The 14,264-nt window shown below is 40.8% G+C and carries 12 protein-coding genes and 2 riboswitches; of the genes, 9 read left to right on the top strand and 3 right to left on the bottom strand.

Annotated elements, in window-relative coordinates; genetic code table 11:
- Positions 1 to 127 precede the first annotated feature (127 nt).
- Positions 128 to 391, top strand: a complete 264-nt coding sequence (locus WKT11_RS18790) for a hypothetical protein (RefSeq protein ID WP_118410700.1) — start codon at positions 128 to 130, stop codon at positions 389 to 391.
- Positions 392 to 433: 42 nt separating this feature from the next.
- Positions 434 to 1,483 (top strand): galactose ABC transporter substrate-binding protein, encoded by a 1,050-nt coding sequence (locus tag WKT11_RS18785; protein WP_340285578.1) that lies wholly within the window; start codon positions 434 to 436, stop codon positions 1,481 to 1,483.
- 64 nt (positions 1,484 to 1,547) lie between these two features.
- On the opposite strand, the gene WKT11_RS18780 is transcribed toward WKT11_RS18785, so the two are convergent.
- The 3 genes from WKT11_RS18780 to WKT11_RS18770 form a co-directional block, all read right to left on the bottom strand.
- Entirely contained in the window at positions 1,548 to 1,922 is a 375-nt protein-coding gene (locus WKT11_RS18780) for a BlaI/MecI/CopY family transcriptional regulator (protein WP_117676952.1), read from the bottom strand.
- A gap of 353 nt (positions 1,923 to 2,275) precedes the next feature.
- Positions 2,276 to 2,917, bottom strand: a complete 642-nt coding sequence (locus WKT11_RS18775) for a GNAT family N-acetyltransferase (RefSeq protein ID WP_117676951.1) — start codon at positions 2,915 to 2,917, stop codon at positions 2,276 to 2,278.
- A 141-nt stretch (positions 2,918 to 3,058) separates the two neighbouring features.
- Complete coding sequence (locus tag WKT11_RS18770; RefSeq protein WP_118630609.1) at positions 3,059 to 5,104, bottom strand: M28 family peptidase; 2,046 nt, start codon at positions 5,102 to 5,104, stop codon at positions 3,059 to 3,061.
- Between the two features lie 525 nt (positions 5,105 to 5,629).
- A riboswitch (cobalamin riboswitch) is annotated at positions 5,630 to 5,812 on the top strand.
- A 139-nt stretch (positions 5,813 to 5,951) separates the two neighbouring features.
- On the opposite strand from WKT11_RS18770, the gene WKT11_RS18765 reads away from it, so the two are divergent.
- The 7 genes from WKT11_RS18765 to WKT11_RS18735 all read left to right on the top strand — a co-directional run bounded on the left by WKT11_RS18765 (position 5,952) and on the right by WKT11_RS18735 (position 14,142).
- A complete protein-coding gene (locus WKT11_RS18765) occupies positions 5,952 to 7,160 on the top strand; it encodes a hypothetical protein (protein WP_117676950.1) in 1,209 nt (402 codons plus the stop codon).
- Positions 7,161 to 7,235: 75 nt separating this feature from the next.
- Positions 7,236 to 7,435, top strand: a riboswitch (cobalamin riboswitch).
- Positions 7,436 to 7,631: 196 nt separating this feature from the next.
- Positions 7,632 to 9,194 (top strand): ABC transporter substrate-binding protein, encoded by a 1,563-nt coding sequence (locus tag WKT11_RS18760; protein ID WP_117676949.1) that lies wholly within the window; start codon positions 7,632 to 7,634, stop codon positions 9,192 to 9,194.
- Positions 9,195 to 9,249: 55 nt separating this feature from the next.
- Positions 9,250 to 10,197, top strand: a complete 948-nt coding sequence (gene nikB, locus WKT11_RS18755; RefSeq protein ID WP_306452298.1) for a nickel ABC transporter permease — start codon at positions 9,250 to 9,252, stop codon at positions 10,195 to 10,197.
- Between the two features lie 4 nt (positions 10,198 to 10,201).
- On the top strand, positions 10,202 to 11,029 hold the full coding sequence (nikC, locus tag WKT11_RS18750; RefSeq protein WP_008707164.1) for a nickel transporter permease: 828 nt from the start codon (positions 10,202 to 10,204) through the stop codon (positions 11,027 to 11,029).
- 11 nt (positions 11,030 to 11,040) lie between these two features.
- Positions 11,041 to 11,823, top strand: a complete 783-nt coding sequence (locus tag WKT11_RS18745) for an ABC transporter ATP-binding protein (RefSeq protein ID WP_055053312.1) — start codon at positions 11,041 to 11,043, stop codon at positions 11,821 to 11,823.
- Positions 11,816 to 12,787 carry an oligopeptide/dipeptide ABC transporter ATP-binding protein gene (locus WKT11_RS18740; protein ID WP_118247070.1) on the top strand — a complete coding sequence of 324 codons (972 nt, stop codon included), beginning with the start codon at positions 11,816 to 11,818 and terminating at the stop codon, positions 12,785 to 12,787. Before WKT11_RS18745 ends, WKT11_RS18740 begins: the two co-directional genes overlap by 8 nt.
- Positions 12,787 to 14,142 (top strand): MATE family efflux transporter, encoded by a 1,356-nt coding sequence (locus tag WKT11_RS18735; protein WP_118247071.1) that lies wholly within the window; start codon positions 12,787 to 12,789, stop codon positions 14,140 to 14,142. Before WKT11_RS18740 ends, WKT11_RS18735 begins: the two co-directional genes overlap by 1 nt.
- Positions 14,143 to 14,264: the final 122 nt, after the last annotated feature.

Here is a 14,264-nt window from a genome sequence, read left to right as displayed (position 1 = left end):
TTGCGAAGAGCAATAAGCAGTGGGTGGGGACTTACTTGTATCAGGAGGGGTACAAGCCCCTCCTGATAAACTGCGAAGCAGTTATTCGGTTATGAGCAAGTAGCGAAAGCGGATTGCGAATATCCGATTGACTGATGATAGTATTTCCTGGAGAATTTATGGAGAAGGCTGTTCCGAAAAACTGGTATATTATCTTGACAAGGGACTGATACAGGAACTTATAGTTCCAAATGAATATTATATGGGATATCAGAGCATAGCTATGGCGGCACAGAACATCAGATATTATACAGATAAAACAGATCAGATAGAGGTTGAGTTTTTCGAAGTGACGAAAGAAAATCTGTATGATGAAGAGACAAGCTGGATTTTGTTTCCGACGGTAAGATGATATTGAACCGGAAACAATGGATAAAATAACGGGGGAAAAGGAATGGGCAGAAAATATCTGGCACTGGCAGGGGCTTTATGCATTGTAGCTGTTACTGCCGGAGGATGTAAAAGCAGCGAAGAAGAAACCGTCAAAAATATAAAGATAGGAGTCACTTTATATGACCAGTATGATACGTTTCTTTCGGAGATGATGACGGAATTTACGGAATATGCGGCAGATAAGGAAGAAGAAAGCAAAGTGACGATCAATTTGGAGATTCTGGATGCTTCTAAAAGCCAGCTGACACAGAATGAGCAAGTCAAAAGTCTGATCGAGAAGGGCTGTAATGTGGTATGTGTGAATCTGGTTGATCGTACAGAGCCTACAACAATAACTGATCTTGCGGAGAATAATAATGTTCCGATTATTTTCTTTAATCGTGAACTGGTAGCTGAGGATCTCGAACGCTGGAAAGATTTGTACTATGTGGGTGCGGATGCTTCGGAATCAGGGACACTGGAAGGAGAACTGGCAGCAGATGCATTTAAAGAGAATGCAGCTATGGATAAAAACAGTGATGGTATCTGTCAGTATGTAGTGCTTGAAGGCGAGGCCGGTCACCAGGATTCTATTGTGCGTACGGAATATTCAGTAAATACGATGGTTGAAAAAGGTGTAGAAACAGAGAAACTGGGATATGCAATCGCAAATTGGAACAGAGCTCAGGCACAGACGAAAACAGCGGCTATGCTGACTCAGTTTAATGGAAAAATTGAACTTATCATTGCCAATAATGATGATATGGCATTGGGAGCAATAGATGCTTTGAAAGCATCTCAAATTCCAAAAGAGGAGTGGCCCGGTGTTGTTGGAATTGATGGTACGGATGCAGGGCTTGATGCAGTGAGAAATGAAGAAATGCTTGGAACTGTTTATAATGATAAAGAGGGGCAGGCACAGGAGATGCTAAATCTGGCTTTTGCAATCGCTACAAACGGAACAAAGGAGAATATTCCTCTGATAGACGGAAAATATGTGCGTACACCTTATCATAAAGTTACACAGGATAATATTGAAGATTATGAAAATAAACAAGGGGCTGTCGATTGACAGCCCCTTAAATTTTCCTGAAATCAATATCATGCATATGATACAGAAAAAATATCTGATTTAATTAAAGTGTCTGGATGTAAGCTAATAAATCTTCTTTTTCTGCACCGGTTAATTTATGGCCTTTTGTGAATGCGCATATGAAATTTTTAAGGGATCCTTCGTAGGAGTCGTCAACGATTTCTTTTGCGTAGTTTTCATAAAACTTTTTTGAGGAGACAGAGGGAATATAAATCGCACGTTTTCCACTTTTGTCTATATTTAAAAAGCCCTTCTGTGACAGACGTGAAAGGAATGTATTTACAGTCTGTTTCTTCCATGCTTTCTTTTCAACCTCATTAAAATGAACCATAATCTCAGCGAAGGTTGCAGGTGTTTCTCTGGTCCATAAATACTGTAAAATATAAAATTCTGTTGCGCTCATTGCATTGCGTACCATTAATTAAGTCCTCCTTATTAGTATTATAGATGTGTACCCATGGAATATAAAAACGGTGCTCCACTCTGATACCAGTTGATGGCAGAGTCGCTATTCACCTATTTACCGGTAATGGGGGTATGGGATATTGCCGATAAAAAGTATGATGAAATAATACGATTTATTTCGTGAGTAGTAACACTGTCAGGGTACACATGGTACAGGTGTGTGATGAGGGCAAAAACATACAATCCCTAACATCTACGTATCATTTTAATATAAAAATATAAATATTACTAGGTGTAGAAATAGACAAAATTTTAAGCAGAAAATAGGTTAATTTATCGGATTTCGGAATCTGCTTTCAGGAACGCTTATACAGTAGCTTCGCGAATCATGCAGTATTGTTTTAGACCGAAGTGATGTTTTTCTACAATTCCATATGTTTTAAATCCGAAATGCTCATAAATAGGGACATTTTCCGGATTATGGGTTTCCAGGGAGATTAACATTTTGTGCTTCTGCGCGTAGTCGATTACTTCTTCCATGAGAAGGTCGGCAAGTCCGTGGTGCTGGTGTCCGGGATCTACTGCAAGATAGATTACATGAAGGCGGTCTGTCTGGTGGAGCTGGTCTGTCCAGCTGGAATTCAGGTAGTCTTTGCCCTGGATAAAATTCCAGAAAGTCTTCAGGCTGGGATCTTCTTTGATCAGCCATCCGTCAGTGGTAAGCAGCGCCTTGGCTTCGGTGAGACAATATTGCAGAACGTTGTAAGGTTCACTTTCATCTGAAACGACCAGGATACTGTTTAATTCACTGCTGTCAGAGTAGATTTCACAGGTTTGGTAGAATTCTGTAAGGTCGCAGGAAAAGAGTTCCGGCAGGAGGCGTTCTCTGGTTGCATCATCCGGAATCAGGGTGTGATACAGAGGATCCTGTGCGAAGCAGACGGTTAAGAGTTTCTGTAATCGTGGTAAATCTTCTTCTTGTACTCGATATAAATTATCGCTTTCCATAGTATGTATGAATCTCCTTATTTTTTTCAATGGATTATAGTAATCTATAAGATAGTGCAATTAATCTAGCCCATCAGAAAATGAAATTTTAGTTGCATTATTTTCTGGAATTGCTATAGAGTGTGTTTGAAAACTCATTCGTTATAGAATTGGCGAGTTAAAAACGTCATTAAACATGGCTGACAGTTTGCTGACAGAGCTATTCAGGTAGCGGATATCATCTTTGTAATAAGCTTTTTGTCTGCGCAGAGCAGCTTCCAGACGGCGAATCTCTCCGTCTAGTTCCGGATTCTCTTCTTCCAGGCGCTGTTTTAATTTCTGTACGATTCCGTAAAGATTTTCATGATGCATGATACGTCCGGCACCCCACATCAGGCGATCTTTGGGCTGGTGAAGAATGTATTCGGTGAAATGGTAATATACTTCTTCATCAAAAAGGAATGCGTACATGTTGTTGTCTACACGATAGAGTGCTTTCAGCGCATCTGTGATATTTCCTTCAGATAAAACCTGGCAGGCTTTTTCCAGCTGCCGGATATTTCTGGAAGCGGCTTCCTGTGGGAAAATTACTTCGTCCTGCCAGTTGAGACGCACCAGATAGTCCTGAGCTTTGCGGAAAATCTTCAGCAGTTTCAGCCCGACAGGTTCCCATTTGGAACGAAAATTTCTGCGGAATACGGAATCTGAAAGTGCAGCATATTCTTCGTTGATCTGGCATATTTTTTTGTAAATATTTCTGGCAGATTCGGTGGCTGTCCGTAAGTTCTGAAGCAGAGTTTCCTGTTCAGAATCTGCAAATGAAAGGGCATTTTCGTGAATACTGTCTGCGACCGCGTTCATGGTATTACTGAAATTCATCGGTGGCAGGACAAGTCTGTCAATGGTCATGATCAGCTTCAGATAGCATTCATGATGAAACTGATAGACAGCTTCCTGGTAAACATCCTGATTATCATATTGGGAATGATAATAATTCTGCATGAATGGCCCGGCGCTGAAGTCATTGACTGTGGATGGGATACCTGCGATTGCCATGGAGAAATCATCAGACCATGTCTCGATGGGAGAGAGAACTGTAATCCCGTCAGGATATGCTTCCTTCGGGACAGTCAGGCTGTCTGTAAACTGTCTGATGAAATCTGCATATTCATAGGTACAGCGGATGGCATCCTGCGTATTGTGTGCGTGTGCAGGAAGTTCAAAGTTCAGGTCTGCAATCACTTTACCCTGCCAGTCAGGATGTACGCGGAATACCTGATTGTAGGCTCCTGTTGACCAGTCGTATTTGGAATCAATGATTCCCCATTCCTCGGCAGCCATTGCACAGAAGACGAGAGTGTGGGCAGGTTTATAGCCGCCCTTTACCAGTGCACGGGCAATGCCGAGCATCATGGCGACTGCTGCATTATCGTCCTGGAATCCATCGAAATAGGAATCATAGTGTGCGGACAGCAGGATCATAGAGTCTGTCTCAGTCCCCTGTATTTTACCTGTGATATTGCCTGCTGTTGTGTCCGGGATCACTCTGGAACGGGCATCCAGTGATACTTTTAATGAGGATCTGCGTAATAAAGCAGCATCCTGTTCTGGAGTGTTACGGATATCTTCTGAATCAGCGGTATTGTCTTCGCAGGCGGAAATTTTATTCCGGAGGGCACGCTTCAGGATACGTGCATCTGCCTGAGACAGGGAGAATGCAGGTGCGAAATCAGGACCTGCGATATCCTGTGCATTCAGCGCAGTTTCTGCGATTTCTCCGTAGCCGTTTGCCTGAACTGCGATCAGGGCAGCAGCGCCGCGCAGATAAGCCTGATAAACAGGGAAGCTGATCCACCATTCGTCGCGTTGGTTGATCTCAACCATAACCAGCTTTCCTTTTACGTTTATGCCTTCATAATCTGCGGCAGTTCCTTTTCCCAGATAAACGAGTTCATAATCTTCAAATCCGTCTGTCTCGAAATTTGTCTGATATCCGCCCATCTGAAAGGTGTGTTCCTGCCCGTCATCATCTGTAAATTTCAGGACTGCCTTCTCGAATTCCCATCCGTCCAGTGAGAATGTATCTCTGGTTACATCGGTAAGTCCGATAGCTTTCATTTCCCTGTATAACATATCTCCTGTAGCTGTTTCTGCAGCGGAACCTGCAGTACGATAGCCCAGAACAGGGTTTGTTTTCTCTTTTTCCATGCGTCTGGCAAGCTGGTAGGACCAGTCTGTGTCAATGCAGGAAATACAGGAATCTTCAATGTTCAATTTATTTCGCCTCTTTCCTGATTTTGTAAAATGATATACTGTAAGTTTTTATTATATAGTAAACTATAAATGAGCAAATTTGAAAAACTGTACAATTGAATCCACGGTATGCGGATAGCAAAAAGTATAAAGCAGTTGAATGTTCGCGTAATGTGCACAACCAGCTATGAATTTTGTGCACTTTTAGATATTTGCTCATTTATAGTAGTAAAAATATTTTAGCATAAACAAAGAAATGCCACAAGAGAAGGTAGTGCTGCAAAGAGACCCTTATTATGGAATAGATACTGGAATCTGAATATTCAAGACCATAGTAAAAGTGAATAAAAAAACATATAAATATTAGATGTAAATTATTGACGTTAACCAAATGGAATTATATAATAAAAATATAATGAAGTTGGGGAAAAGCCTTAGCGCGGAGTAAAAATAGTTTTTGACTTTTAGCCCCTGATATCATATTATAAAAATAATGCATGTTTCCAGTAATATGGAATTAAAAGGGAAACCGGTGCAAGTCCGGTACGGTCCCGCCACTGTAAAAGGGAGCTTTTTATCATATATGTCACTGCTTAAGAGGCGGGAAGACGATAAAATGCGATGAACTTAAGTCAGGAGACCTGCTTGCATTAAAAAAGGTTATTTCTTACGGTGTATAAGAAAGGCTTTATTTTTATACCTAAAATACATTTTAAGAAAAGGATCTTTTTTATTTCAGGAAAGGATGTGAGAAAAGAAAACTTGAATTTTTATACAAATACGACAGAAAGGTAAAAAAGGAATGAAAAAGATAATAAGTTTTATATTGACAATGATTATGCTGCTTACCTGCACCAGTATTTCAGTTATGGCAGCTGACACTCAGAGTGATACAACAAATCAGGACGGAAAAATGACAATAGGAGTGTCCGTATATAATCTGAATGATGCAGAAGTAAGAGCATTTAGAAATTATTTTGAAAATTATGTCGGCATGGCTTTTGATGTCGAGTTTTTATATTCTTCCAGTATAAGTACAGCAGAAGAAGAAATCAGCTTTATCAACGAGCTTCATGAAAGAAATGTAAAGGGAATTATTTCTTTCCTTTCCTCAGATCTTGAAGAAGTTCTTCCGGTATGTGAAGAATATGGTATGTATTATGTACGTGGCTCAGGAACGATCAGTGATGAAATGTATGAGAAAGTAAAGGATAATCCTTATTTTCTGGGAACAATAGGAACATCTGTTGAAACAGAAATGGATGCGGCTGCCAATATGGCGGAGTATTTTGTTTCAGAGGATCAGAATAACCAGAATCATTACATAATAGCATGTGGAGGATCTGCTATCGGTAATGAGATGCATCGTCTGAGAACGATTGGTATTCTGAATAAGCTTCAGGAAGCATATGGCCTGTCATATGAGAAGTCTGTAGAAGAACTGGTGAATACGCAGGATACTGAAGAAATTGAAACAGGCAGTGACATTAAGATTACTCTGGTTCCGGGGTATCCAAAAGATCACCTGGATGAAAAGCTGGCTGATTCGCTGAATACAGGAGAGTATAATGTTATTCTGAGTGTAGTGAGCGCAAGTGATTTTATCAAGATAATTGATGCTTATGAAGAAGAGAACAGTACAGATGTATTGTTGGGTTCCATTGACTGTTTTACAGAAGATACATACGAAATGTTTAATAAAAAGGGATATAACGGCAAGGAAAGAATCGACTATCTTGTAGGAAAATACGGTGCTATCGTTGCACCATCATTTGTTGCCATGAAAAATGCTCTGGAAGGCTTTGCAGAAGATTACCGTGAAGATGGAAGTGCTTTCCGGCTGCAGCAGTCATTCTGGACAGCGGATTCAGTAGATGAGTTTAATAAGCAGTATGCGTTATCTATTGGAATGTATGATAATACATATAGTGTAGAGGACATGATGGAAGTTCTGAAATCCTATACACCGGAAACAAATTTTGAGAAATTCCGGAAATTTACGGAAAAATAGATAGAAAATAAGAGTCTAAAATAATTGACGTATACATGATGGTATGTTATGATAGATGAGTATTCATACGGTCATTTAATGATTTTAGAGATAAGTTCAGACCAGCAGAAGCGTCCTGCTGGTCTGATTAAAAGAGAAACCGGTGTAAATCCGGTACGATCCCGTCACTGTGATAGTTGGTTTTCAGCTGAATGCCACTGGAAGATATTTTTCTGGGAAGGTGCTGAAAATGGGTAAGCTTAAGTCAGGAGACCTGCTTATTTCTGGTAAAAGAGATTCTTGCGGACGACGAGAAATCCTGATTAAGAGTTACAACTTCATGTGTTGCATATATATGTTTGATTCTTTAATGGTAAGATTTCGTGACGGATGTGGGAGCATCTGTCTTTTTTTTCGTTCAAAATCACAGGAATGGACAGTATGAGAAGGAAGAAAAACAACGAAGAAACAAAAAAAGAAAGGAAGTAAAGGATGAAAAAAACAAAAAGAGAATTACTTGTGTTAGCAGCGGCAACAACAGTTGCATTATTAATGGGAGTTACTGTACAGGCGAAGGGTGATGAGAAGGTTTTAAACTTCGGATGTCAGATGTACACAGATGGATGTGTAAACAGTGCAAATGATGAAAACAGTGGATGGAATGCTATGAGATATGGTATTGCTGAAGCATTATTTAAATTCGATGACAATATGGAAGTTATCCCGTGGCTTGCTGAGAGTTATGAAGTAAATGACGAGCATACAGAATGGACGATCAAGCTGAAAGACGGAATTAAATTCTCTGACGGATGTGATTTAACTCCGACAAAGGTAAAAGAGTATTTTGATCACATGAAAGAGGTAGGACCTTCCGGATCTGCCAAACCGGAGAAATATCTGGAATTTGAAGCAGAAGTTACTGTAGATGATGATGCAAATACTATTAACATCAAAACAAGCAAACCATATGCAAACCTTGTAGGACAGCTCTGCCACCCAACTATGGGAATCACAGATGTAGAACATATTGAAAACTACGATAATGGAATTATTGGAACAGGTCCATACAAGATTGAAGAATTCAATGGTGTAGGTGTTGGTTATACATTAGCTGCAAATGAGTATTATCGTGAAGATGTTCCATACGATAAGATCAATCTGCTGTTCATGGGAGATAACTCCGCAAAAACAATGGCTCTCCAGAGTGGTCAGGTAGACTTGGTTGAGAATATCACAAATGTAGCAGATATTCAGGATTTCCAGGACAGTGATGACTTTACTGTTGATATTGCATCCGGTGTACGCTGCGGATTTGCATGGATGAACTTTGATGGTGTTCTTGGAAACAAAACACTTCGTCAGGCAATCCTGATGGCAATTGACTATGATACAATCTGTAATTCCAGAACAATCGGTGGACTTTATACACCAGGATTTTCCGTACTGCCATCTACTCTGAACTATGATTACGACAAACTTGAGAATCCATATACCTATGATCCGGAAAAAGCAAAACAGATTCTGGATGATGCAGGAATCGTTGACACAGATGGAGATGGAATCCGTGAACTGGATGGCCAGAATATCAACCTTAGATATATTTCTTATGAAAACCGTCTTCTGAATGACTTTGCAGATGCTCACGCACAGTATCTTGCAGAAATCGGCATCGGTGTTGTTCCTGAATACGGAAGCTCAGATGATCAGTGGAGTAAACTTGCAGCACTGGATTATGACTTTAATAACAATAACTGGATCACTGTTGGTACCGGAGATCCTCTGGCATATATGGCTAACTGGGCAACTGATACCAGCTACTGCGCATACTCCAACCCGGACTATGATAAGTTATATGAAGAATTAAAAGGTGAAATGGATCCGGAAAAGAGAAAAGATCTGATCTTCCAGATGCAGCAGATCCTGGTAGATGATGCAGCGGTTCTGATTGATGGATACTACAACTCATCTATGATCTACAGTAAGAAAGTTGGTTCTGCACATATCCATACAGCAGATTACTACTGGCTGTCAACAGAAATTACTCCTGCAGAATAAGAAAAGTCTGCGAATTGTGAAGTTACTGAATAGTTACAAACAGAAATAAAAAGAGGTGTCTTTTTTGAGTAAAAAGCAAATAATCAAGCGTTTATTACAGATTGTGATCGTATTGATCGGTATCAGCTTTATTACATTTGCACTGACCTTTATGTCACCAGGTGACCCTGTACGAAACATGTACACGGCAACCGGTGTAATGCCTACTGAAGAAATGGTTCAGGAGACACGCGAGGAACTTGGTCTGAATGATCCGTTTCTGGTGCAGTATACCAGATGGCTTAAGAACTGTCTGAAAGGTGACTTTGGCAAATCATACAGCTTAAATAAACCAGTTACAGAACTTCTTGCAGCCAGATTATGGCCGACTTTGAAACTTACATTAATGGCCATGATCCTTATGCTGGTTATTTCTGTACCTTTAGGTATGTTGTCTGCCATATATAAAGATAAATGGATCGATTATCTCGTCCGGGGAATTACATTCCTCGGATGTGCGATGCCTAACTTCTGGGTTGGACTTCTGTTAATGCTGGCATTCTGTGTTTATATCAATGCATTTCCGGTTATCAGTTCTGCGGGAGACTTTAAGAGTCTGTTTCTTCCGGCTTTGACACTTGCGATTGCAATGTCTTCCAAATATACCAGACAGGTAAGAACAGCGGTGCTGGATGAACTGAGTCAGGATTATGTGATCGGTGCACAGGCAAGAGGAGTAAAGAAATCAAAGATTATCTGGGGCAATGTATTTCCAAATTCATTGCTTCCGCTGATCACAATGTTTGGTCTTTCCATAGGATCACTTCTTGGAGGAACCAGTGTTGTAGAAGTAATCTTCTCTTATCCGGGTCTTGGAAACCTTGCAGTTTCAGCAATCACATCCAGTGATTACAATCTGATCCAGGGATATGTATTATGGCTTGCCCTGATTTATATGGTCATTAACCTGATCGTTGATGCATCTTATGTTTATATTGATCCACGTATGCGTTTAAAGGAGTAGAATCATGAAAAAGAAAAACAGATTTTTAGCAAATAAAACTTTTGTCGTGTTTTCTATTCTTGCAGTCTGTATTATTCTGACAGCAGTATTTGCACCGGTGGTAACCAGAGGGGTTGACCCGTTAAAAGGTTCTCTGGTAGATGCACTGCTTCCGCCATGCAAGGAACATATTTTTGGAACCGACAAAATGGGCAGGGATATTTTTTCAAGAGTTATTTATGGAGCACGTGCATCTCTGTCAGCAACCTTTGGTGTTGTTGCCCTGATCTTTCTGGTGGGAACTGTTACCGGAGTCCTTGCAGGATATTTCGGAGGTGTCATTGATGCTGTTATTATGCGAATTGCAGATATGATGCTTGCTTTCCCAGGACTGGTACTTGCTCTTGCTGTTGCAGGTATTATGGGCGCAAGTATCAAAAATGCGATCATCGCTATTGTAGTAGTAAGCTGGACCAAATATGCGCGTCTGGCACGAAGCCTGGTTATGAAGATCCGTGACAGGGATTATGTATCAGCAGCGATCGTTACCGGTTCCAAAACACCGTATATGCTGTTTCGATATATGCTTCCAAATGCACTTCCTACACTGATCATTACTGCTGCGACAGATATAGGTTCCATGATGCTGGAACTGGCAGCAATGTCCTTCCTGGGATTTGGCGCGAAGCCGCCGGCACCGGAATGGGGTTATATGCTGAATGAAGGAAGAGCGTGTATGCAGTCCGCTCCGTGGCTGATGATCTTCCCGGGTCTTGCTATTTTTGTAGTAGTTGTTGTATTTAATATGCTTGGGGATTCCATCCGTGATATCCTCGATCCAAGAAATGAGTAGGAGGAATAAACATGCTGAAATTAGATAATGTGACAATCTCCTACAAAAATGTTCCAACTGTTCAGAATTTTAATCTGGATATGAAAGAGGGACAGATCGTTTCTCTGGTAGGAGAATCCGGAAGTGGAAAAACCACTGTTATCCGTGCTGTTCTGGGACTTCTTGCAGGTGGCGGTAAGGTCACAGAAGGAAGTATTACATTTGAAGGAGAAGACCTCTTATCCTATACACCGGAACAGTGGAGAAAACTTCGTGGTTCTGATATTTCCATGATTTTTCAGGACAGTGGTGCAATGATGAATCCGACACGTAAAGTCGGAAAAGTATTCACAGAATATATTCTTACTCATGAGAAAATTTCCAAAAAAGAGGCATGGAGTAAGGGAATCGCAATGCTGGAGCGAATGAGACTTCCGTCTCCGGATAATATTATGGAATCTTATCCTTTCCAGTTATCCGGTGGTATGAGACAGCGAGTTGGTATTGCGATGGGAATGACTTATCAGCCGAAGCTTCTTCTTGCAGATGAACCGACTTCTGCACTGGATGTAACAACGCAGGCACAGATCGTGCGTCAGATGATGAAGCTCAGAGATGATTATCATACAGGCATTATTGTAGTAACCCATAATCTGGGTGTAGCTGCCTACATGTCAGATTATATTGTTGTAATGAAGAACGGAAAAATGGAAGACCAGGGAACAAGAGAGTATATTCTGAAAGAATCAAAGAATGAATATACCAGAAAACTTCTGGAGGCAGTTCCATCCCGGGGAGGTGAACGATATGTCTGAAAAAAGAGAAGTAATACTGGAAGCGAAACATGTAACCAGAAGATTTGCGGCATCACATGGACGTACTCTGCTGGCGAACAATGATATTAATCTGAAAATGTATAAAGGTGAAACACTGGGTCTGGTAGGAGAATCCGGATGTGGTAAGAGTACATTTATGAGATTTCTGGTTTCTCTTGATACACCTTCAGAGGGTGAGATTCTGTACCGCGGTACAGATATCACGAAATTAAAGGGAGAAGAACTGAGAAATAACCGTCAGAACATTCAGATGGTATTTCAGGACCCGACCTTATCTTTTAATCCGAAAATGAACATTCGTGATATTGTGTGCGAACCTTTGATGAATTTCAAAAAGATTAAGAAATCTGAGAAGGATGCTGTCTGCAGAAAACTTCTTGAGATGGTAGAATTACCGGGAGATTTTGCGGATCGTTATCCTCACAATATGAGTGGTGGACAGCGTCAGCGTGTTGCAATCGCGAGAGCACTGGCACTGGAACCGGAAATCGTTGTTCTGGATGAAGCAACTTCCGCTCTTGATGTTTCTGTTCAGAAAACAGTAATTGAACTGATCACGAAGCTTCAGAGAGAAAAGAACATCACATTTGGTTTTATCTGTCATGATATTGCACTGGTTCAGTTAGTGGCACATCAGGTAGCCGTTATGTATCTTGGAAACCTCGTAGAGGTTCTTCCGGGAAAAGATCTTGATATGAAAGCAATGCATCCATATACAAGAGCACTGATGGGTGCAGTATTTGATATTAATATGGACTTTTCCAAACCAATCGAGAGTATTGAAAGTGAGGCTCCGAGCCCACTGGATCTTCCACAGGGATGTCCGTTCCAGGGAAGATGTGAGCATTGCATGGATATCTGCAAAAAGGAGAATCCGCATCTTGTAGAAGTGGAAAATGGACACAGTGTTGCCTGCCATTTGTTCCAAAAGGGCAGTAAATAATGAAAAAAGATAGTCTGATCTCTGGAAATATAGGAAAAGCATTATTACTTTTTGTACTTCCACTGATTGCGGGAAGCTTGATCCAGCAGTTGTACACAACGGTTGATGCGGTTATTGTTGGTCAGTTTAGCGGAAAAATCGGACTTGCAGCAATTGACTCTGTGCATACGCTTTTTAAATTTCCGCTTAATTTTATGAACGGACTTGCAACAGGTGCGACGATTATGATCTCCAGATATTTTGGAGCAAAAGATAAAGAAGGACTGCATTGTGCAGTGCGGACAGCTCTTTTACTTGCAGGTATTCTGGGAATTATCTGTGCAGCAGCCGGGGCTGTTTTTTCCCCATGGCTGCTTGATATTATGTCTGTTCCGGAAGAAGTCCGTACAGGATCACTGATCTACTGCCGAATTTATTTTGGCGGAATATGGGCAATGATCCTTTATAACATGATGGCAGGAGTCTTGCGTGCGTTTGGAGATTCTAAAAAGCCATTATATGTACTGGTCGTATGCAGTGTGGTCAATATTGTTGCAGATCTCATACTGGTAGGACTTCTGCATACTGGTGTTGGAGGAGCGGCAGCAGCTACTGTACTTTCTCAGATTGTAAGTGTTGTACTTACCGCATATTTTCTTGTGAAATCTGATTTCCTGGAAGAAAAGATAGGAATCAGAACTATGAGAATCTGCAAAGAGCATATGGGAATGATGATAAACAAAGGTTTCCCGTTAGCTCTTCAGTCCATGCTGTTTCCAATTGCCAATTCTATTGTTCAGGCAAGTATTAACACAATGGGAACTGACAGTATTGCAGCATGGGGAATCTGTGATAAACTGGATTTACTGATCTGGCTGATAGCGGATTCCATGGGACCTGTACTGACTACATATACCGCGCAAAATCTGGGCGCCGGTAAGGCGAAAAGAGTAAAGAAGGGAGCCCTGATCGGTACGGGCTTATCTGTGATCGCGGTAGGAATTATCAGTATTGTCCTTTATTTCGGTTCCGGACTGATCGGACCGTTGTTTATCGATCAGAAAGACGTTCCGACATTGATACCGCTGGTTATAAGATATATGCAGATGATGGCACCGTTCTTTGTATTCTATGCTGTTGCAGAAGCTCTTTCAGGAGCATGCAGCGGCCTTGGAGAAACATTGGTGTCAATGGTTACTACATTACTTACAATCTGCCTGTTTCGAGTAGTCTGCATTCTGGTTGTTTTACCATCATTTGAAACAATGGAATGTATTGTATGGATTTATATTGGATCATGGATAGTGTCAGGTGTCACTTTTACTATTTTATATCTGGCAAAGGTCGAAAAATTCTACCATAAGAAAAGTAAATAAAAAGATTATAATCATTTCGCAAATGATAGATGAGACAGAGGGTGCAGCAGGAAGAAGAATCAGACGGTATCCTCTGTTTTTATATCATAGGAAATGATTCCGTAATGTTCCTATGATATAAG

This window comes from Blautia sp. HCN-1074 (assembly GCF_037890165.1).
Taxonomy (GTDB): Bacteria; Bacillota; Clostridia; order Lachnospirales; family Lachnospiraceae; genus Blautia_A.
This window is presented reverse-complemented; position numbering and strand designations above follow the sequence as displayed.